This is a genomic window from Acidimicrobiia bacterium (genome assembly GCA_035948415.1).
GTDB lineage: Bacteria > Actinomycetota > Acidimicrobiia > IMCC26256 > PALSA-555 > PALSA-555.
In genome coordinates this window covers 1-19,780 of the sequence record DASZJD010000002.1, presented here as the reverse complement: position 1 = coordinate 19,780, position 19,780 = coordinate 1, and the positions used below count along the sequence as shown (strand labels likewise).

Here is a 19,780-nt window from a genome sequence, read left to right as displayed (position 1 = left end):
CGCGCCCGCGGCTTCCGCCAGGGCTCACCGACTCGGTAGAGGTGCCAGCTGCCGGTCATCCGCAGGTGGGTGTGGAGGACGTGCCCGTCGGCGAAGTGGACGAGCAGGTGCTTGCCGCGGGCTTCGACCGCGAGGACGGTGGTCCCGGCTCGGGGTCCTGGGCCCGCGAGGCGCGCCGATTCGAAGCGCACCAGCTGGCGGCCGGCCAGGACGGTGTTGAGCGTGCGGGCGACGCGGCTGATCGTGTCGCCTTCGGGCACGCGGCCATCGTACGGTCGGCGCCCTCCCCCGGCGGTGGTCGTCGGCCCGCGTGCGCGAGCCCCGGGCCGGGTCCGTGCGGGTGCGGCCCGGTCAGGGTCCGAAGCGCAGCCCGCGGTAGCCGTCGACGAACCCGGCGGCGCGCAGCGACGGCGCGGTCGGGGATTCGCGCGCCGGCACGTCGTCGACGCGCTCGATGGTCAGCGACCGCAGTCGGCCGTTCTTGACGAGCTCGGTGAGGGCGCCCACCCACTGGCTGGGCTCGGCGTCGAAGGTGAGGACGCGCTTGGCGCCGCGCTCGAGGTACGCAGCGGGCTGGCCGCCGTGGAGCACGACCAGCGCGCCCGGCACCCGGGCCGGTCGGCCCGGCGTGTCCGGCCAGGGCAGCGCGGCGCCGTACGGCTGCGCCGGGTCGGTCGCGGCGAGCACGACCACCTCGTCCTCGGCCTCGCGCTCGCCGCGGAGCCGGTCGGCGGCCCCCGGCAGCGCGAACTGGGCCGCGCCGAGACCGGCCACGAAGTAGCCCCGGCGCGCCCGTCCCGCCTCCTCCATGGCGCGCAACGCCGGGTACACCGCCGCGAACCCGCCCGGCCAGCCCTCGGCGCGGACGGTCTCGCGGGTCACCACACCGTGCCGCTCGAGGAGCTGGCGGGCCCGGGCGGCGATCACCTCGGTCGGGCTCGGGGGCTCCCCGGCGGTCAGCGACACGAGGGACCACCGCCCCGCCGCGGCCGGCGGCCCGAGCCGGGCGAGCCGCCCGGGGCGCGGCCGCCCGCGCGGCGCCCGAGGCCGGCCGCTCAGGCGGGCCCGGAGGGCCGCGAGCCCGTCGTTCGTGACGACGCCGGCCCAGACGAGGTCCCAGAGGGCGTCGAGCACCACGCGCTCGTCGGCCTCCCCGGTGGCCCGCACCAGCTCGGGCCAGAACGAGGCGCCGGCGCGCGCGAGGTGGTCCCGGAGCGCGTCGTGCACCGGCCCGCTCGGCGCGTCGTCCGGGGGCGGCGGCGTGAGCAGCGGCGCCTGATCGCGGAAGGCGAGCACGACCCGGCCGTCGGTGGCTCCGATGGCGCCGTTGCCGATCCACACCAGGTCGCCGCTCGCGCACAGCTCGTCGAGCATCGAGGGCCGGTAGCCCTCGACGCGCGACCCGAGCACGTCGACCTCGAGGACCGAGGCCGGGACCGACGCGCCTTGCAGCTGGCTGAGGGCGTCGAGGAGCGCGTCGACGCCGCGGCGGGGCCTCGCGACCCCCTGCCACGCCGACGCGAACCGGGCCAGGACCTCCGGGTCGACCGGCTCGATCTCCCGCCGCAGCGCCGCGAGCGAGCGCCGGCGGAGCCGGCGGAGGACGTCGACGTCGCACCACTCCCGGCTCGAGCCGCCGGGTCGGAACTCGCCGCGCACCACCCGTCGTCGTTCCTCCAGGCCCTCGAGCGTCGCGCGGGCCTCCGCCTCCGGGACGCCGAAGCGACCCGCGGCCTCGGCGGTCTTGAACGGCCCGCGGGTCCGCGCGTAGCGGGCGAGCAGCTCGCCGAGCGGGTCCTCGCTGGGCGCGGTGAACACGCCGGGCAGCCCGACCGGGATGGCGGCACCGGTGGCGTCCCGGTACCGGGCCGCGTCCTCGGCCGCGGCGACCCGCGGCTCGCCGGCGACCGTGATCCGGATGGCCCGTCGGTCCCGCTCGAGCCCGGCCACGATCGGGCCGACCTCGCCGTCGGTGCGCGCCGTCAGCTCGCCCTCGGAGAGGTCGCCGAGGTCCCGGAGCAGGTCGTGCACGTCGTCGGCGCTCTGCGCTCGTCGGCTCGTCGGCGCCAGGCGCGCCAGCTCCAGCTCGACGGTCTCGACGGCGTCGGCGTCGAGCAGCTCGCGCAGCTCGTCGGCGCCCAGCAGCTCGCGGAGCAGGTCGCGGTCGAGCGCGAGCGCGGCCGCCCGCCGCTCGGCCAGCGGCGCGTCGCCCTCGTACATGTACACCGCGATCCAGCCGAAGAGGAGCGACTGCGCGAACGGCGACGCGGTCGGGGTCTCGACCGGGACGACACGCACCCGCCGGGCCCGGAGGTCGGCGAGGACGGTGCGCAGCGCGGCGAGGTCGAACACGTCGCGCAGGCACTCGCGGGTCGCCTCGAGCACGATGGGGAACGACGGGTACCGGGCCGCGACCTCGAGCAGGTCGGCGGCCCGTTGCCGCTGCTGCCAGAGCGGGGTGCGCTCGCCGGGCCGGCGGCGGGGGAGGAGGAGCGCGCGGGCCGCCGCCTCGCGGAACCGGGCCGCGAAGAGGGCGGTCGCCGGGAGCTGGCGGGTGACGAGCTCCTCGACCTCGTCCGGGTCGAGGAGGAGCTCCTCGGTCGGGATGGTGTCGACCGCCTCCGGGAGCCGCAGCACGATCCCGTCGTCGCTCCACAGCACCTCGACCGGCAGGTCGAGCCGCTCGTTCAGGCGGGCCTCGAGCGCCAGCGCCCAGGGGGCGTGGACGCGGGCGCCGAAGGGCGACAGGACGCAGACGCGCCAGTCGCCGATCTCGTCGGGGAACCGCTCCACGACGACGGTGCGGTCGTCGGGCACGGACCCGGTCGCGTCTCGCTGCTCCTCGAGGTAGCGGCGCAGGTTCTCGGCCGCCAGCGCGTCGAGCCCGAAGTCGTCGGCCAGGCGCCGCCTCGCCGCGTCGGGTGCGAGCGCGGTGAGCTCCCGCACCGCGGCGCCGAGCGCCCGGCCCAGCTCGAGGGGCCGGCCCGGCTTGTCGCCCTTCCAGAAGGGTGCTCGTGCCGGCTCGCCGGGCGCGGGCGTCACGATGACCCGGTCGTGGGTGATCTGGTCGATCCGCCACGTCGACGCGCCGAGGACGAAGATGTCGCCGGGGCGGCTCTCGTAGACCATCTCCTCGTCGAGCTCGCCGACGCGGACGCCGTCGGGCAGGAACACGCCGAAGAGGCCGCGGTCGGGGATCGTGCCCCCGTTGACGATGGCGACGCGAGCGGCGCCGTCCCGCGCCCGGACCCGGCCGGCGACGCGGTCCCACACCAGCCGGGGCCGCAAGCCCGAGAACTCGTCGCTCGGGTACCGGCCGGCGAGCAGGTCCAGCACGGCCGTGAACGCGTCGTCGGGGAGGTCGGCGAAGTTGGCGGCGCGACGCACGAGCGCCAGGAGGGCGTCGACGTCCCACTCGTCGACCGCGCAGGCGGCGACGAGCTGCTGGGCGAGCACGTCGAGCGGGTTCCGCGGGTAGCGGGTCTCCTCGACGAGCCCGGCCCGCATGCGCGGGACGACGACCGCGGCCTCGAGCAGGTCGCCCCGGTACTTCGGGAAGATCTTGCCGCGGCTCGATTCCCCGACCCCGTGCCCGGCCCGGCCGATGCGCTGGAGCCCGCGCGCCACGGATCCTGGCGATTCGACCTGGATCACGAGGTCGACCGCGCCCATGTCGATGCCGAGCTCGAGCGAGCTCGTCGCCACGAGGGCGCGGACCTCGCCCCGCTTCAGCGCGTCCTCGATGGCGAGGCGCTGCTCCCGAGCGATCGACCCGTGGTGCGCGCGCACGAGCTCGACGCCCGGCGCCGCCGTCTGGCCGGCCGCCGCCAGCTGCTCGTGCCAGAGGTCGTTGAGGCTGGCGGCGAGGCGCTCGGCCAGCCGCCGGGCGTTGACGAAGATGATCGTGCTGCGGTGGGCCAGCACGAGCTCGAGCAGCCGCGGGTGGACGTGCGGCCAGATGCTGGCGCGCGGGGGCCCGGCGTCGGCGGGGCCGCTGACGGGCTCGTCGAGCGCGCGGCCCATCGCGCCGAGGTCCTCGACGGGGACGACGACCTCGACGTCGAGGTCCTTGCCCGAGCCGGCGTCCACGACCGTGACCGGGCGCGGCCCGTCGGGGCCGACCCCGCCCAGGAACCGCGCGATCTCGTCGAGCGGCCGCTGCGTCGCCGACAGCCCGATCCGTTGCGGGGACCGGCGGGTCAGCTCCTCGAGCCGCTCGAGCGACAGGGCCAGGTGCGCCCCCCGCTTCGTGCCCGCGACGGCGTGGATCTCGTCGACGATGACCCAGCGCACGGATCGGAGCGTCTCCCGGGCCCGGGACGTGAGCATGAGGTACAGCGACTCCGGGGTAGTGATGAGGATGTCCGGCGGGGTGCGGACGAGCCGCCGCCGCTCGTCGGCCGGCGTGTCTCCGGTCCGGACCCCGACGGTTGGGACGCGCACGTCGACGCCGAGGCGCGCCGCGCTGCGCTGGAGGCCGATGAGGGGGGCGCGGAGGTTCCGCTCGATGTCGACGGCGAGCGCCTTGAGGGGCGACACGTACAGCACCCGGTCGCGCGTCGCCGGCGGGCCCTCGGGGTCGGTGGCGAGCCGGTCGACGGCCCACAGGAACGCGGCGAGGGTCTTGCCCGATCCGGTCGGCGCCAGGAGGAGGGTGTGGTCCCCGGCGCCGATGGCTGGCCAGCCAAGGTGCTGGGCCCGGGTCGGGGCGGCGAACGCCGAGGCGAACCAGTCCCGGACCGGGGGAGAGAAGCGCTCGAGAATCTCGTCGACGCGGCGAGGCTACCGTTGCTCAGTGAGCAGGCCGGCCGGCGTCCCTGAGCGACAGGGCCCGGGCTGGTTGGGGCAGGTGGGATGAGTAGGGGCGCATCCGGGCCGCGGGGCCCGTGGGCGGACGACGACGCGCAGGGCGCGGTCGCGCACCACGCCTGGGGCGTGGTCGGCGTCGGGGAGGCCCGCGGCACGGTGCAGTGGGTGAGCCCCCTCGTGGAGGCCGTGCTCGGCTACCCCTCCGACGAGCTGCTCGGGTCGCGCGCCACGGACCTCGTGCACCCCGACGACCTCGACACGGTGAAGACCGCATACAGGGCGCTCGTGGACGCGGGGACCGTGAACGCGCCCGTGACCGTCCGCTGCCGCCACCGGGCCGGCGCGTGGTGCCACCTCGAGCTCGTGTTCACGAGCCTGGTCGGGGATCGGGCCGCAGGGGGCGTCGTCATCAACGCGCGAGACGTCACCCACCGGATCGAGGCCGAGGCGGCGGCGTCGAGCCCGGCGCTGTTCCGGCGCGTCGCCGACAGCGCGCCGGTGATGATGTGGATGACCGACGCGTCGGACCGGGTCGTCTTCTTCAACGAGCGCTGGTACGACTTCACCGGTCGGCCGCCGGAGGAGGAGCTCGGCTACGGCTGGCAGGAGGCCCTGCACCCCGACGACCGGGAGCGCGTCGCCAAGGCCGTCCAGGCTCGGCTCGGCGAGGGCGAGCCGTACGAGATCGACTACCGGGTGCGGATCGCCGACGGCTCGTACCGACGGGTGGTGGACGTCGGCGTGCCCCGCTACGACGCCGAGGGCGGCTTCATCGGGCACGTCGGCACGGTGATCGACGTCACCGACCGGATCGAGGCCGAGGAGGCGGCGCGACGGTCCGAGAGCCGCTTCCGCGCCCTGATCCAGCACTCGCACGACCTGGTCTCGATCTACGACGACCAGGGGCGCTTCGTCTACGCCAGCCCGTCGCACGAACGGGTCCTCGGCTACGCCCCGGACGAGCTGCTCGGCCGGTCGGCGATCGAGCTGCTCGACCCGGACGAGCGCGAGGACGTGGCCCGAACCTTCGCCGACCAGCTGCTCGTCACCGGCGTGCCGACCCCGGTCGAGCACCGGATCCGCCACCGCGACGGCTCCTGGCGCTGGATCGAATCGGTGGCGATCCTCCTCACCCACGACCCGGGGATCTCCGGGATCCTCGTGAACGCGCGGGACGTCACCGACCGGCGACGCGCCGAGCGGATCGCCGCCGACCAGGGGCGGATCCTCGAATCGATCGCGCGCGGCGACCCGCTCGGCTCCACGCTCGACGCGGTGGCGCGGCTCGTCGAGCAGTGGATCGGCAACGCCCGGGCGGTGCTGGCGATCGCCGACGAGGACCGGGTGCTGCACGTCGCCGCCGCCCCCAGCCTGCCTCCCGCGTGCGTCGACGCCCTCGAGGGCTTCGCGATCCCGGCGGACACCGGGATCATGGCGGACGCGGTGGTGCGCGAGACCATCGACCCGGCCGACACCGGCCGGCCCGCGGCGACGCTCCTGCGCCACGGCTTCCAGACCTGGTGGGGGCGGCCGGTCGGCGACGCCCGGAGCGGGCGGCACCTCGGCGTGGTGCTGGCGCTGCGGACCGATGCCCTCGAGCCGCAGCCCGGCGACGAGCGGCTGCTCGAGGTGGCGGCGAGCGTCACCGCCATCGCCGTCGAGCGGAACCGCAGCCAGGCGCGCCTCGCCCACCAGGCCCTCCACGACGCCCTGACCGGCCTCCCGAACCGCGAGCAGCTGCTCGAGCGGCTGCGGCGCATGGGACACCACGAGCGTCAGGGCGGGTCCGACATCGCGGTGATGTTCCTCGACCTCGACCGGTTCAAGGTGCTCAACGACAGCGTCGGACACGACGCCGGCGACCGGCTCCTGGTCTCGATGGGGCACCGGCTGGCCGAGGCGCTCCGCCCCGGGGACCTCGTGGCCCGCTTCGGCGGCGACGAGTTTGTCGTGGTGTGCGAGCAGCTGGCGGGACCGGACGACGCCATCACGCTCGCCGACCGGCTCCTGCACGTCGCCCGCGAGCCCTTCAACCTCGACGGCCTCGAAGCGGTCGTCACCGTCAGCATCGGCATCGCCGTGGCCGACGGGCGGCCGCCGGAGGCGCTCCTGCGCGACGCCGACGCCGCCATGTACCGAGCCAAGGAGAAGGGGCGGGACCGTGTCGAGCTCTTCGACGCCCAGCTCCGGGAGGACGTCGTCACCCGCCTCGACACCGAGCGGGAGCTCCGCCACGCCCTCGATCACGGCGGGCTCGTCGTCCACTACCAGCCCGTCGTCTGGCTCAGGACCGGCGCTTTCGCCGGGTTCGAGGCGCTCCTGCGTTGGGACCACCCCCGCCGCGGCCTGCTGCAGCCGATCGACTTCCTCTCGGTGGCCGAGGACTCGGGGCTGATGCGGCCGATCGGCGAGTGGGTCCGCGAGGAGGTGTGCCGGACCGTGGGCGACTGGCATCGAAAGCACCCGGAGTGGGGTCCCTTCGTCACCAGCGTCAACGTGTCAGCGGCGGAGCTCTCCGACCCGCACCTGGCCACCACGATCGCCAAGGCCGTGCACGGCTCGGGCCTCGACCCGGCCCTCCTGTCGTTCGAGATCACCGAGCGGCTCCTGCTCCAGGACGCCGAGGCTGCCCGTGCGCTGTTCGCCGAGCTGCGCGACCTCGGCGTGCTGCTCGCCCTCGACGACTTCGGGACCGGCTACTCGCCGCTGGTCCACCTCAAGCAGTTCCCGATCGACGCGGTCAAGATCGACCGTGGGTTCGTCCGTGGGCTCGGCGCCGACCCCTTCGACGACGCCGTGGTCGCGGCGATCGTCGACCTCGCGCACCAGCTGAAGCTCTCGTCGGTCGTGCTCGGCGTCGAGACGGCGGCGCAGGCCGAGCGGGTGCGCGGCCAGGGATGCATGCGCGCCCAGGGCCACTGGTTCGCGGCGCCGATGCCCCCGCAGCTGGCTGAGGTCTGGGCGGCGCGTCGCACCGGGGCCTGACCGGTACCGACCGGCGGGCGAGCGGTGCGGGCCGCGGTCGACCGTCTCGAAGGCTCCGAACTCTTCCCGGGGCCGCGCTGGCCGTCGCCGCGCCGGGTTCCGTCCCATGGTCGCCGGTCTGCGCCTACGGAACGAGTCGCTCGAGCCGCTCGATGGCCCAGCCGACATCGGGTGCGGTGGCGCGGCGGTCAGCGAGCGCGGCCGGCACCTCCACCTCGAGCCGCACGAGGGCGCCGCCCAGGGTCTTGCCGAGGTTGTCGGCTCGGAGCGAGCGCGGGCCCCCGCCCCCCAGGGCGTCGTGGAGGACGAAGTTCAGGGCGAGCACGTTCGGTGCCTCGTAGCGCTCGACCGGGCCGAGCACGAGCGAGCCGAAGTGCGCCTTCACCCGCTCGGCCGTCACGGCGGCGCGGATCAGCTCGTACACCGCGGCGTCGGGGGCGAAGAGCGCGACGTCGGCGACGTCGCCCTTGTCACCGGCCCGATAGCCACACCCGAGGTCGTGGAGCCGGCGTCTCATCGCACCTCCTCCGTCGCCACGGTGACGTGCGGGTCGACGAGCGTCTTCTCCACCAGGGCCGGCCAGAGGCCGAGCAGCTCGCTCGGCGCGCCGCCGCCGCGCCCGACGCCGGTCATGCCCGCGGCCGGGCCCGAGAGGGTGAGTGGCACCAGCTCCCGGCCCACCAGCGCCGCCGTGCGGGCGTCGGCGCACCGCCACGCCGCCCGCAGCAGCACCTCCGGCGGCTCGCAGGCCGACGGCGGCACGGTCGGACCCCCGAGCGCGTCGACGCCGAAGCGCTCGAACCGCCACTCGTCGACGCCCAGCCCGGCGGCGCGGACCCGCTCGGCGAAGATCGCCGCGGTCACGGTGGCCTTCTCGGCCGCGTCGGGCCAGGAGAACGCGACGCGCGCCTCGCCGGCCCACCCGGCCGAGTGGCAGAGCAGCGCCTTGTAGGTCGCTGTCGCCGCCCGGCCTCGCACGTCGGTCACGCGCACGCGGTCGCGACCCTCGTCGACGAAGCGGGCGCTCGTGAAGTCGGCGACGACGTCGGGCGAGAGGTACGCGGCCGGGTCGTGGACCTCGTAGAGGAGCTGGTGGCGAACGGTGTCGAAGCTGACGCGGCCGCCCGAGGTCTTCGGCTTCGTGATCACCGCGCCACCGTCGGCCTCGACCTCGGCGATCGGATATGGGAGGTCCCACGGTCGGGGGACGCTGGCCCAGTCGACGCTGAGGTTGCCGCCGGCGCTCTGCCCCGCGCACTCGAGGAGGTGACCCACCAGCGTCCCGGCGGCCAGCCGGTCCCAGTCGTCCCACGACCAGCCGTGCTCGTGGACGAGCGGGGCGAGGAACAGCGCCGCGTCGGCGACGCGGCCGGTGATCACCACGTCGGCGCCGCCCGCGAGCGCGTCGACGATCGGGCGGGCGCCCAGGTACGCCGACGCGAACAGCACCGGCCGGGGCAGCTCCGAGAAGGGGGCGCCCGATTCGAGGTTCGTGAGCGGGGTCTGCGCCGCCACCTCGTCGAGGCGCGGCATGAGGTCGTCGCCGAGGACGGTGGCGATCTTGATCCCGGACAGACCGAGCGCCCGCGCCGTCTCGACGGCGGCGCGCGTGGCCGCGGCCGGGTTGATCCCGCCCGCGTTCGTGATCACCTTCGTGCGGCCGGCCGCGACCGCGGGGAGCGCGGCGTGCAGGTACGCGGGGAGGTCGCGGGTGTACCCACGCGCCTCGTCCCGCTGCCGGTCCTTCTGGAGGATGGCGAGGGTCAGCTCCGCGAGCGCCTCGAGGCAGAGGTAGTCGACGCCGGCGTCGAGCAGGCCGGCGACGGCGCGGGGGGTGTCCCCGTAGAAGCCCTGGCCGCCCCCGACCCGGACCCCCATGGGTCAGGCGCGGACGACGGGCCGGCGGTCGGCCCAGGGGCGGGCCGCCTCGAGCTGCGACGCCACGCGCAGCAGCAGGTCCTCGCGGGCGTAGGCGGCGACGAGCTGCACCCCGATCGGCAGGTTGCGCGACGCCTCCCACGCCAGCGGCACCGACATGGCGGGCTGCCCGCTGACGTTGAACGGGGCGGTATAGGCGGCGAAGGCGCTGGCGCGGGCCATCCCGTGCCAGGGGTCGTCCTTCGTCCCGACGACGTCGCCGATGACGGGGGGCGGCTCCGCCATCGTCGGCGTGAGCAGCAGGTCGAAGCCGGCCTCGCGGTCGTCGACCGGCGTCCACCACGCTGCCACCCGCCGCGACCACGCGTGGAGGGCGTTCACCGACTCGAGGTACTGGACCGCGGTGTTCGGCCGGCCCGCCTCGTAGAACGCCCACGTCAGCGGCTCGACGTCGTCGGCGGTCAGGTCGCGGCCGATGGTCCGGGCCACCTCCCGCACGTCGTGCACGACGCCGGTCGTGAGGACGATCGTGAAGTTCGCCATCAGGGCCTCGTCGTTGAGCGCCGCGGGTGACGCCTCGACGACCTCGTGGCCGAGCGAGGCGAGGACCTCGGCGGCGTCCCGCGCCGCGGCCTCGCAGTCCGGGTCGGTCGCGACGAGCTCGCCGGGCGCGATCGTGCGCAGCCCGATCCGGAGCCGGCCCGGGTCGGCGCCCACCTCGTCGCCGAACCGGCGTGCCGGCGGCGGCGCGTAGTACGGGTCGCCGGGCATCGGGCCGGCGGTCACGTCGAGCAGCGCCGCGCTGTCGCGGACCGAGCGGGTGACCGCGTGGCGCACCACCATGCCCGCCCAGGCCTCGCCGAGGTCGGGGCCCATCGAGATCCGAGCGCGCGTCGGCTTCAGCCCGAACAAGCCGCACGCGCTGGCGGGGATCCGGATCGAGCCGCCGCCATCCCCCGCGTGCCCGGCGGCCACCATTCCCGACGCCACCGCCGCCGCGGACCCGCCGCTCGAGCCGCCGACTCCGTGCTCGGTGTTCCACGGGTTGCGGGTGGGGCCGTAGGCCTCGGGCTCGGTGGTCGGCATGAGGCCGAACTCCGGAGTGTTCGTCTTCCCGATGATCACGCACCCGGCGCGGCGGAACCGGTCGACGTGCCAGCTGTCGTGGTCGGCGACGTTCCCCGCCGCCCGCAGCGCGCGGTTGCCCTGGTGGAGCGGGTCACCCCGCGACGACGCGTCGAGGTCCTTGATGACGATCGGGACCCCCCGGAGGGGTCCGTCGGGGACGGAGCCCGCTTCGGCGCGCGCGGCGTCGAACCGGGGGTGGATCACCGCGTTCAGCTCCGGGTTCAGCTTCTCGACGCGGCCGATCGCGGCGTCGACGAGCTCGATCGGGGAGACGTCGCCGCGTCGCACCAGCTCGGCCTGCGCGATCGCGTCCAGGAAGGCGAGGTCGTCGGTCACGGCGGCGACCGTAGCCCGTCACCAGCCGCGCAGGTCGACCGGCCACGTGTCGACGACCGCGTCGCCGTCGACGATCTGCATCTGCTCGTGGTACGCGATCGTCGGATCGACGTGGGCGGGCCAGACGCGGACCGTGTCGCCGACCCGCGGCAGCGACCCGTCGCACGAGAAGGTCACGTGCTCGTCGCTGCAGAACCACACCGCGGCGCCGTCCACGGTCGGGTTCCCGTGGTCCATCCCGAGGGCCTTCAGCCCGCAGTCGGCCACGGCGAACCCGTCGCCCCGGTTCGTCGACACGACGGTGGCGAGCACCGAGACGGCGCGCCGGAACGGCAGCCCGAGCTCGCCGTAGGCGTGGTCCATGAGCGCGTACGAGCCGGCTTGGATCTCCGTCGCGAGGGCGTTGATGTCGTAGGTGCCCGTGCCGCCGGCCGAGACCACGTCGCCACCGACGGCGTCGTGGGCCCGGGACAGGTGGGCCATGGACTCCTCGGTCTGGCGGACCCGCTCGGCCCGGTCGGCCAAGCCGACGACGTGGCCCTCGTACCCCATCACCCCGCGCACGTCGACGCCCCGACGTCGGGCCTCGTCGGCCAGTGCGCCCGCGTCCTCGGGCGCGCAGCCGCACCGCGGCAGCCCGACGTTCACGTCGATCAGGCACTCGCGGAGCCCCGCATCGGCTGCGGCTGCGATCGTCTCGGGCGAGTCGACGGCGACCGTGACCCGTGCGCCCAGCCCGGCCAGCGCCGCGAGCCGACCCGGGTCGAGCACCTCGTTGGCGAGGAGCAGGTCGTCGCCGAACCCGGCGCCGGCCATGCCGACGACCTCGCGGGGCGTCGCGCACGTGAACGCGCGATGGCCGTGCCGGTGCTGCTGCCGGGCGAGCGCGGTCGTCTTGTGCGCCTTCACGTGCGGTCGGCAAAGCCCGCCGGGCAGCGCGGCGGCCATCGCGGCCAGGTTGTGCTCCAGCGCCGCCGCGTCCACCACGAGCGCCGGCGTCGCGAGGTCCGAGACCGCGGTCATGGGCGCGCGAGCATGGCACGCGTGCCCGTCCCCGCCGAGCAGCGGCCACCGAGCGAACGGGACTGGCACACCGACGAGCTGCCGCCGACGCCGCAGCGCGACTTCCTGATCCCGGCCGAGCGGTGGGTGGAGGCGCCCGAGGACCTGCGCGGCCTCGGGTCCGACTTCGGGGTCGACCTCGTGGCGTACAAGCGCCGCATCGGCCGGTTCCTGCTCTGGCGGGCCGGGCCGGCCGCGGGCGCGGACGCCCGCTACGCCGCCCTCGCCGCCGCCGAGCCCGCCGAGCGGTACACGTTCCGGCTCCAGCCCGACGGGACCGGTGAGGGAGTGGGCGCCGACGGCCGCACCCACGTCCGCTTCCGCACGTGGAAGGAATCGCTGCGGGACGCCTGACCCGCAGCCCGCCGCCGTCCGTGGTGGGCCCGCCGCTGGACCGCCCGCCGGGCCGGCGTCCCTGTCAGAATCGCCCCGATGGCGGTCCTCGTCCTGCTGCTCGCAGTGGTCGTGGCGCTGCTCGGGGTGCTCGTGGCCGGGCTCCTGCGCAGCCACGCCGAGATCCTCCGGGCCCTGCACGAGCTCGGGGTCGGGCTCGACCCCGACGCCCAGCCGACGGGCCGGTCCCCGGAGCAGCCCCGTCCGCCGCGACCGGATCGGCGGGCCACCGACGTGGCGGGCGTGACGCCCCGCGGCGACGCCGTCAGCATCAGCGTGGTCGGCGCGGACCACCCGACCCTGCTCGCCTTCCTCACGAGCGGGTGCTCGACGTGCGCCGGCTTCTGGTCCGCCTTCGCCGATCCCCGTCGGCTCCGGGTCCCCGGCGACGCGCGGCTGGTCGCGGTGACGAAGGGCCCCGAGGGCGACAGCCCGGGGCGGCTCACGAAGTTCGCGCCGCCGGACGTCCCGGTCGTCATGTCGACCGAGGCCTGGGATGCCTACGACGTGCCGGTCGCCCCGTACTTCGTGTACGTCGACGGCCCCAGCGGCACCGTCGTCGGCGAGGGCGCGTCGGCGACCTGGGAGCACCTCTGCGGCATGTTGGAGCAGGCGCTCGCCGACGCGGGCATGGCGTCCGGCCCCCGGCCCCGCCGACGGGCCCGTCACGCCGACCGGGTCACGCGCGTGGACGACACCCTTCGCCAGGCCGGGATCGAGCCCGGCGACCCGAGCCTCTACCCCGAGTCGGACGGCGACCTGCGCGCCGGCCAGGCGGCGCCGCCGCCCGACGCGCGATGACGCCGCTCGGCGTCACCGTCGCCGGGATGGTCGTGGCCGTCGTCGCGGCGCTGCGGTCGTCGTGGTCCCCGTGAGGTGAGTCGATGCTGGCCAGCATCAACCCGCTCGGCGAGCGGGCCCGACGGACGCGGTGGGGACGGACCATGACCTGGTACCTGATCGGCTCGACCGCGGGCGGCACCGCCGTCGGCGCCCTCGCCGGCGCGGTCGGCGTCGGCCTGCGCGCCGCGCTCGACCCCTCGGACACGGCGGCCGCGATCATCGCCGCCGCGCTCGCCGCCGCCGGGGTCGTCCTCGAGCTGGGCCTCGCCGGGCGGTCGCTCCCGACGACCCGTCGGCAGGTCAACGAGGACTGGCTGGCCAAGTACCGCGGCTGGGTCTACGGGACCGGGTTCGGCTTCCAGCTCGGCCTCGGCGTGGCGACGGTCGTCACGACCGCGACCGTCTACGTCGCGATCGCGTTCGCCGTCCTCACCGGCTCCGTCGTCGGGGGGATCGCGGTGGGTGCGACGTTCGGCTTCGTGCGGGCCCTGCCGCTGCTGGCGGTGCGGCGGGCGAACGACGTCGCCCGCGTGCACGCCGCGCTGCGCCGAGCCGCGGCCTGGTCCGGTCGCGCGCACGCCCTCGCCGTCGCCGGTCTCGTCGGCGTCGCCGCCGCGGGCCTGCTCGCGGTGGTGGTCTGAGCCGTGGCCGACCTCTCCGCCCACGGGATCGCGGTGACCACGCCGCCCGGCTGGGAGGGCCGGATCTTCCGCCGCTTGCAGCACGGCGAGGTGGCCGCCGCCAGCAGCGACTTCGGCCCGCCGGCGCCGGCCGGCGAGGAGACGTACCCGGTCGTCCACGCCGCGACGATCCCGCTGTCCAGCGAGATCGCCGACTACGCCAGCGACGCCGTGGCCGACCTCGGGCCGAGCGACTCCATCGTCGTCGTGAAGGAGTTCGCGCCGAGGAACGCCACGCAGGCCCTCTTCGCGTCGGCGGCGCTGCCCCGGTCGCTCGATCCCGACGACTTCGCGCCCGAGGTGCTGCAGCGGCGCCTCGCGGGCCAGGCCGGCCTCCAGCACTTCGGCACCGAGGCCGGACGCGCCTTCTGCCTCTACGTCGTGCTCGGCTCCTACCGGAACCGCCATCAGGTCGTCCCCGGCGTGAACACCGTGCTCGCCAGCCTGCGGATCGATCCGCTCCGCGGATGATGACCCTCGCCGCCGGCCCGTTCGCGATCGCGGCCTTGCTCCTCGCGGTCGGCGGCGCGTCGAAGGCCCGCCACCCGGCCGACACCGCCAACGCCGTGCGGGCGGCCGGGCTCCCCGGGACGCCGGCGCTGGTGCGGGTCGGCGGGGGAGCAGAAGCCGCCGTGGGCGTGGCCGCGCTCGTCGCCGGCGACCGCGCCACTGCGATCCTCGTCGCCGTCTCCTACGCCGTCTTCGCCCTGTTCGTCGGCGTGGCGTTGCGGCGCGGGACGCCGCTCGCCTCGTGCGGCTGCTTCGGGAAGGCGGACACGCCGCCGACGGTCCTGCACGCGGTCCTGAACCTGGGCGCGGTGGCGGCCGCGGTTGCGGTGGCGCTCGACCCCGGCGCGGGGCTCGGCGACGTCGTGGGCACCCAGCCCCTCGCCGGCGTCCCGTACCTCGCGCTCGTCGGGTGCGGCGCCGGCTTCGCCTACCTCGCCCTGTCGAGCCTGCCCCAGCTGCTGCTGCTCGTGCACCCGAGAGAGGGATCGGCATGAACGAACCCAGCAAGGGCGTCGCCTGGGGCAACTGGCTCGTGTCGAGGCTGAGCGGGCTGCTCGACGCCAAGCTCACGCGCCGGAGCTTCATCGCCCGCACCACCCTCGCCGGCTCCGCCGTCGCCGCCGGCGGCGTCGCCGTGCTCGGCTGCCAGCCGTCCCCGTACCAGTCGATCGTCGGGTGCCCGCCGGGGACCCTGTGCACCGACGGCTACACCGAGTTCTGCTGCGTCATCAACGGCGGCGTCAACGCCTGCCCGCCGGGCACGCTCCCGGCCGGGTGGTGGCGGGCCGACAGCAGCCAGTTCTGCTACGGCGCCCCCCGCTACTACATCGACTGCAACGAGGCGTGCTGCAGCCCGAACATCGGCAACAGCTTCTTCTGCGGCGGCTGCTCGCCGTGTCGCTGCGCCACCGACTGCAACACGCGTCGGATCTGGTGCAACTACTTCCGGTACGGGCAGTGCAACACCGGGATCCTGTACGTCGGGCCGATCGCGTGCCGGATGGTCAGCTGCGTCCCGCCCTACTTCATGAACATCGGCTGCGACCTGTCGGGCGCGGTCGACAACGCCACCGCGGACCACTCCGCGTGGTGCGCGACGTACCCGCCGGCGCCGCCGACGACGACCACGACCGTGCCCTTCGTGACCACCGCCGGCGGGTGACGGGCCGCCGCTCGCAGGGCGCTCAGCGCCCGCCCTCGCGGACCACGTCGCGGGCGTCCGTGTCGGTGCGGATCCCCCGGAACCGCGGCGCCCGCAGCGACCCCGCCGAGGTCCACTCGGCGAAGCCCACGTCGACCACGACCTCGGGCTCGACCCAGACCGGGTCGGGCAGGCGGGGCGTGGCGTCGAACGGCGACGCGTCGCGGCGCCGCCCCGCGAGCGCCGCCTCGAGGGCGTCCCGCGTCGACTCGTCGATGCCGGAGCCGACCCGCCCCGCGTAGCGGAGGGCGCCGTCGTCGTCGAAGTACCCGACGAGCAGCGAGCCCAGCCGGCCCGCGAGCCGACCGTTGCCCGGCAGCCAGCCGCCCACCACGAGCTCCTGCCCCGCGGTCACCTTCACCTTGCGCCACGCCGGCGAGCGCTGCCCGGGGAGGTAGGGGCTGTCGACGCGCTTGGCGACGACCCCCTCGAGGCCGAGCTCGGTCGCGGTCCGGCGCACGGCGGCGCCGTCCCCGTAATGGGTCGGCGGGGTCTGCCAGGCGGGCCCGGCGAGCTCCAGCCGCTCGAGGAGCTCCCGGCGCTCGCGGTAGGGGCGGTCCATCGTCGGGTGCCCTTCGAGCCACAGCAGGTCGAAGAGCATCACGACCACCGGCGACTGCGCCGCGAGCTGGCGCGCCTTCGCCGTTGACGACAAGTGGATGCGGGGCTGGAGCCGCTCGAAGCGGGGCCGGCCGGCGTCGTCGAGGGCGACGAGCTCCCCGTCGAGCACGGCCTCGATGGACCCCATCGCCTCGCCGAGGCCGCGCACCTCGGGGAACCGGTCGGTGACGTCGTTGCCGTTCCGCGACGTGAGCCGCGCCCGGCCCCCCTCCACCCAGGCCAGGACCCGCATGCCGTCCCACTTCATCTCGTACGCCCACCCGTCGTCGTCGCAGGGCAGCTCGCCGGCGGTGGCGAGCATCGGGGCGAGCGTCGAGGGCGGCTCGGCGCGCGCCGGGTCGTCGGGTGGGCTCATGCGGTGGAGCATCCACTGGTCGTCGCGGGTCCGGAACAGCGCGTACTTGCCGTGCACGCGGCCGCCGTGGAAGGTGACGATCAGCTCGTCGTCGCGGACCTTCTCCGGCTCGTAGGTGCCGCGGTCCCAGATCGTCATCGACCCGGCGCCGTACTGGCCGGCCGGGATCTGCCCTTCGAAGGTCAGGTACTCGAGCGGGTGGTCCTCGGTCCGCACGGCCAGGTGGTTGGGTCGGTTCCGGGCCGGGATACCCCGCGGCACGGCCCAGGACCACAGCACGCCGTCGTGCTCGAGGCGCAGGTCCCAGTGCAGGCGGCGGGCGTGGTGCTCCTGCACGACGAACCGCGGCTCGTCGGCGCGCGCCGGCGTCGGCGCTTCGGCGCCGGGCTCGGGCGTCCGCTCGAAGTTCCGCTTGGCCCGGTACGGGGCGAGCCGGTCGCGAGCCACGGGCGACGGTACCGCGCCGTCAGCCGGGCGCCCCCAGCTGTCGCCGCTGGACCTTCCCGCCGGGCGTGCGCGGTATGGCGTCGACGACGACCACCTGTCGCGGCAGCTCGGCGGGCCGCAGCCGGTCCCGCGCGAACGCGCGCAGCCGCTCGACGTCCGGCGGGCGGCCGCCGGGCACGGCGACCACGAACGCGACGAGCCGCTCGCCCCACTGCTCGTCGGGGACCCCGGCCACCCCGACGTCGGCGACGTCGGGGTGCTCGGCGAGCACGTGCTCGACCGCGGTCGGGCTGACGTTCACGCCGCCGGTGATCACGAGGTCGCGGCGGCGGTCGACGACGTGCACGGCGCCCGTCTCGTCCCGTCGCCCGACGTCGCCGGTGCGCAACCACCCGTCGGCGTCGAGCACGGCGCGGGTCGCGTCGGCGTCGAAGCGGTAGCCGCGCATCACCATCGGGCCCTGCACGCGGATCTCGTCGTCGCCGTCCAGGTCCACGGCTGCACCCGCGATCGGGTTGCCGTCGAACAGCATGCCGCCGGCGGTCTCGCTGAGCCCGTAGGCGTCGACGACCGCGGCGCCCGCGGCGACGGCCCGGGCGCGCAGCGGCGCGGGGAACGGCTGCCCGCCGACGACGACGCGGCGATACTCCGAGAGCGGCGCGCCGGTGTCGAGCAGCCGGCGCAGCATGGTGGGGACCACGGACACGAGCGTCGCCGCCGCCGCTCGGGGCGCGGTCGCGACCGCGCCGGGGTCGAACGACGGGTGCACCACCACCTCCTGGCCGCCGGCGCGGGCGCGGGCCAGGATGGCGAGGCCGGCGACGTGGTGGAGCGGCAGGCACAGGAGCCACCGGTCGTCTCGCTCGACCACCAGCGCCGCGTTGCAGCCGGCGCCCACCGCCGCCAGGCCGGCGTCCGTCAGCTCGACGGCCTTCGGCGCGCCGGTGGTGCCCGAGGTGAGGACCACGGCCCGGACGTCGTCGGCGGGCGGGACGCCGGCGGGCTCGGGGCGGACGCCGCCCTCGTCGAGGACGTGGGTCGGGCGCAGCCGGGTGAGCGTGTCGGCCAGGACCGGCCCCGGCGCCTCGGGGTCGAGAACGGCGACGGCGTCGTCGCGGTCCCAGGCCTCGAGGACCGCCCGCGCCGCCTCCGGTCGGGGCCGGAGGACGGCGAGGAGGCGGGTCACCGGCCCCCGATTTGGTGGCGTCCCGCCGTCCCCCCTACCGTGGGAGCGAGCACTCCCAGAGTCTATGCGCCCACTGAGGCGGATCGGAGGCGGGATGGCGCCCACCATCCGGGCCGGAGCCGAGTGGAAGCCCGCCGACGGCGTCGACGGCGACGTGCGGTACGAGACCGCCGAGCTCGACGGGGGCTCGGTGGCGAAGGTCACGATCTGTCGGCCCGAGGTCCGCAACGCCTTCCGCCCGCGCACCCTCGACGAGCTGCAGGCGGCGTTCGAGCGGGCGCGCAACGACCCCGCCGTCGGCGTCGTGATCCTCACCGGCGAGGGGACCGAGGCCTTCTGCAGCGGCGGCGACCAGCGGATCCGCGGCGACGACGGCTACATGGGCGACGACGGCGTCGGTCGCCTGAACGTTCTCGACCTCCAGGTCCAGATCCGGCGGCTCCCGAAGCCGGTGGTAGCGATGGTCGCCGGCTACGCGATCGGCGGCGGCCACGTGCTCCACCTCGTGTGCGACCTCACCGTGGCCGCCGACAACGCCCGCTTCGGGCAGACCGGGCCCCGGGTCGGCTCCTTCGACGGCGGCTACGGGTCCGGGCTGCTGGCCCGGACCGTCGGCCAGAAGAAGGCGCGGGAGATCTGGTTCCTCTGCGAGCAGTACGACGCCGACGAGGCCGCCCGGCTCGGGCTCGTGAACGCGGTCGTCCCGCTCGAGGAGCTCGAGGAGCACACCATCGCGTGGTGCCAGCGGATGCTCCAGCACAGCCCGCTGGCGCTCCGCATGCTGAAGGCCTCGCTGAACGCCGCCGACGACGGCCTCGCCGGCATCCAGCAGCTCGCCGGCGACGCCACCCTCCTCTACTACCTGAGCGAGGAGGCCCAGGAGGGCAAGCGGGCCTTCCTCGAGAAGCGCCGTCCCGCCTTCGACCGGTTCCCGCACCGCCCGTGAGCCCCGGCGCCGCCGCGCCCGCGCCGGCTCGGCTCTGGCTGCTCGGCGCCCGGCCCCGCACGCTCGGGGCCGCCGTCGCGCCGGTGCTGCTCGGGACCGCGGCCGGCTCCGCCGCCGCCGGGCGGCTGCTCGTCGCTCGGGCGCTGCTCGCCCTCCTCGTCGCGGTGGCGCTCCAGGTCGGCGTGAACTACGCCAACGACTACTCCGACGGCGTCCGGGGCGCGGACGCGGACCGGGTCGGGCCCATGCGGCTCACCGCCAGCGGCGCGGTCCCGGCCCCCGCGGTGCGGCGCGCCGCCCTGGCCGCGTTCGCGGTGGCCGCCGTCGCCGGCCTCGCCCTCTCGCTCGTCGCCGACCCGTGGCTGCTGCTCGTCGGCGCCGCCGCCCTCGCCGCCGGGCC

At 75.8% G+C, this 19,780-nt stretch carries 17 protein-coding genes; 9 read left to right on the top strand and 8 right to left on the bottom strand.

The window, feature by feature from the left end:
- Positions 1-260 (bottom strand): DNA-formamidopyrimidine glycosylase family protein (locus VG869_00415; protein ID HEV3449641.1); only part of this gene is annotated, 260 nt, incomplete at its 3' end.
- A gap of 91 nt (positions 261-351) precedes the next feature.
- The gene (locus tag VG869_00410) at positions 352-4,764 is read right to left on the bottom strand and encodes a DEAD/DEAH box helicase (GenBank protein HEV3449640.1); all 4,413 of its coding nucleotides are present in this window, start codon (positions 4,762-4,764) and stop codon (positions 352-354) included.
- 90 nt (positions 4,765-4,854) lie between these two features.
- Here VG869_00410 and VG869_00405 point away from each other — a divergent pair, with 90 nt between their 5' ends.
- Positions 4,855-7,794, top strand: coding sequence for an EAL domain-containing protein (locus VG869_00405; GenBank protein HEV3449639.1), 2,940 nt, complete (start codon positions 4,855-4,857; stop codon positions 7,792-7,794).
- A 124-nt stretch (positions 7,795-7,918) separates the two neighbouring features.
- Here VG869_00405 and VG869_00400 read toward each other — a convergent pair whose 3' ends face one another.
- From VG869_00400 to VG869_00385, 4 genes are read right to left on the bottom strand one after another with little or no spacing between them, the layout of a single operon-like run.
- Positions 7,919-8,311 carry a hypothetical protein gene (locus VG869_00400; GenBank protein HEV3449638.1) on the bottom strand — a complete coding sequence of 131 codons (393 nt, stop codon included), beginning with the start codon at positions 8,309-8,311 and terminating at the stop codon, positions 7,919-7,921.
- Positions 8,308-9,672, bottom strand: a complete 1,365-nt coding sequence (locus tag VG869_00395; protein ID HEV3449637.1) for an acyclic terpene utilization AtuA family protein — start codon at positions 9,670-9,672, stop codon at positions 8,308-8,310. The genes VG869_00400 and VG869_00395 overlap by 4 nt, the downstream gene beginning before the upstream one ends.
- Before the next feature lie 3 nt (positions 9,673-9,675).
- Positions 9,676-11,136: an amidase gene (locus VG869_00390; GenBank protein ID HEV3449636.1), complete on the bottom strand. Its 1,461-nt coding sequence runs from the start codon at positions 11,134-11,136 to the stop codon at positions 9,676-9,678.
- 18 nt (positions 11,137-11,154) lie between these two features.
- Complete coding sequence (locus tag VG869_00385) at positions 11,155-12,159, bottom strand: alanine racemase (protein ID HEV3449635.1); 1,005 nt, start codon at positions 12,157-12,159, stop codon at positions 11,155-11,157.
- A 21-nt stretch (positions 12,160-12,180) separates the two neighbouring features.
- On the opposite strand from VG869_00385, the gene VG869_00380 reads away from it, so the two are divergent.
- The 6 genes from VG869_00380 to VG869_00355 all read left to right on the top strand — a co-directional run bounded on the left by VG869_00380 (position 12,181) and on the right by VG869_00355 (position 15,786).
- On the top strand, positions 12,181-12,552 hold the full coding sequence (locus tag VG869_00380) for a hypothetical protein (protein ID HEV3449634.1): 372 nt from the start codon (positions 12,181-12,183) through the stop codon (positions 12,550-12,552).
- 78 nt (positions 12,553-12,630) lie between these two features.
- On the top strand, positions 12,631-13,392 hold the full coding sequence (locus VG869_00375) for a hypothetical protein (protein HEV3449633.1): 762 nt from the start codon (positions 12,631-12,633) through the stop codon (positions 13,390-13,392).
- Positions 13,393-13,475: 83 nt separating this feature from the next.
- Positions 13,476-14,075, top strand: a complete 600-nt coding sequence (locus VG869_00370; GenBank protein HEV3449632.1) for a sulfite exporter TauE/SafE family protein — start codon at positions 13,476-13,478, stop codon at positions 14,073-14,075.
- 3 nt (positions 14,076-14,078) lie between these two features.
- Positions 14,079-14,585 (top strand): hypothetical protein, encoded by a 507-nt coding sequence (locus tag VG869_00365; protein HEV3449631.1) that lies wholly within the window; start codon positions 14,079-14,081, stop codon positions 14,583-14,585.
- Positions 14,582-15,118 carry a MauE/DoxX family redox-associated membrane protein gene (locus VG869_00360; GenBank protein ID HEV3449630.1) on the top strand — a complete coding sequence of 179 codons (537 nt, stop codon included), beginning with the start codon at positions 14,582-14,584 and terminating at the stop codon, positions 15,116-15,118. Before VG869_00365 ends, VG869_00360 begins: the two co-directional genes overlap by 4 nt.
- The gene (locus VG869_00355) at positions 15,115-15,786 is read left to right on the top strand and encodes a twin-arginine translocation signal domain-containing protein (protein HEV3449629.1); all 672 of its coding nucleotides are present in this window, start codon (positions 15,115-15,117) and stop codon (positions 15,784-15,786) included. Before VG869_00360 ends, VG869_00355 begins: the two co-directional genes overlap by 4 nt.
- A 22-nt stretch (positions 15,787-15,808) precedes the next feature.
- Here VG869_00355 and ligD read toward each other — a convergent pair whose 3' ends face one another.
- Together ligD and VG869_00345 are read right to left on the bottom strand one after the other, a co-directional pair.
- Positions 15,809-17,248: a non-homologous end-joining DNA ligase gene (ligD, locus tag VG869_00350; protein HEV3449628.1), complete on the bottom strand. Its 1,440-nt coding sequence runs from the start codon at positions 17,246-17,248 to the stop codon at positions 15,809-15,811.
- Between the two features lie 19 nt (positions 17,249-17,267).
- Complete coding sequence (locus VG869_00345; GenBank protein HEV3449627.1) at positions 17,268-18,434, bottom strand: fatty acid--CoA ligase family protein; 1,167 nt, start codon at positions 18,432-18,434, stop codon at positions 17,268-17,270.
- 94 nt (positions 18,435-18,528) lie between these two features.
- On the opposite strand from VG869_00345, the gene menB reads away from it, so the two are divergent.
- Together menB and VG869_00335 are read left to right on the top strand one after the other, a co-directional pair.
- Positions 18,529-19,380, top strand: a complete 852-nt coding sequence (gene menB, locus VG869_00340) for a 1,4-dihydroxy-2-naphthoyl-CoA synthase (GenBank protein ID HEV3449626.1) — start codon at positions 18,529-18,531, stop codon at positions 19,378-19,380.
- On the top strand, positions 19,377-19,780 hold a 404-nt coding region (locus tag VG869_00335), incomplete at its 3' end, for a 1,4-dihydroxy-2-naphthoate polyprenyltransferase (GenBank protein HEV3449625.1). The genes menB and VG869_00335, both read left to right, overlap by 4 nt.

What these genes read in the sequence shown, in the direction of transcription:
- VG869_00405 (HEV3449639.1), top strand. Translation starts at nt 4,855, where the DNA reads ATGAGTAGGGGCGCATCCGGGCCGCGGGGCCCGTGGGCGGACGACGAC.
- VG869_00400 (HEV3449638.1), bottom strand. Translation starts at nt 8,311, where the DNA reads ATGAGACGCCGGCTCCACGACCTCGGGTGTGGCTATCGGGCCGGTGAC.
- VG869_00395 (HEV3449637.1), bottom strand. Translation starts at nt 9,672, where the DNA reads ATGGGGGTCCGGGTCGGGGGCGGCCAGGGCTTCTACGGGGACACCCCC.
- VG869_00385 (HEV3449635.1), bottom strand. Translation starts at nt 12,159, where the DNA reads ATGACCGCGGTCTCGGACCTCGCGACGCCGGCGCTCGTGGTGGACGCG.
- VG869_00375 (HEV3449633.1), top strand. Translation starts at nt 12,631, where the DNA reads ATGGCGGTCCTCGTCCTGCTGCTCGCAGTGGTCGTGGCGCTGCTCGGG.
- VG869_00370 (HEV3449632.1), top strand. Translation starts at nt 13,476, where the DNA reads ATGCTGGCCAGCATCAACCCGCTCGGCGAGCGGGCCCGACGGACGCGG.
- VG869_00360 (HEV3449630.1), top strand. Translation starts at nt 14,582, where the DNA reads ATGATGACCCTCGCCGCCGGCCCGTTCGCGATCGCGGCCTTGCTCCTC.
- VG869_00355 (HEV3449629.1), top strand. Translation starts at nt 15,115, where the DNA reads ATGAACGAACCCAGCAAGGGCGTCGCCTGGGGCAACTGGCTCGTGTCG.
- menB (HEV3449626.1), top strand. Translation starts at nt 18,529, where the DNA reads ATGGCGCCCACCATCCGGGCCGGAGCCGAGTGGAAGCCCGCCGACGGC.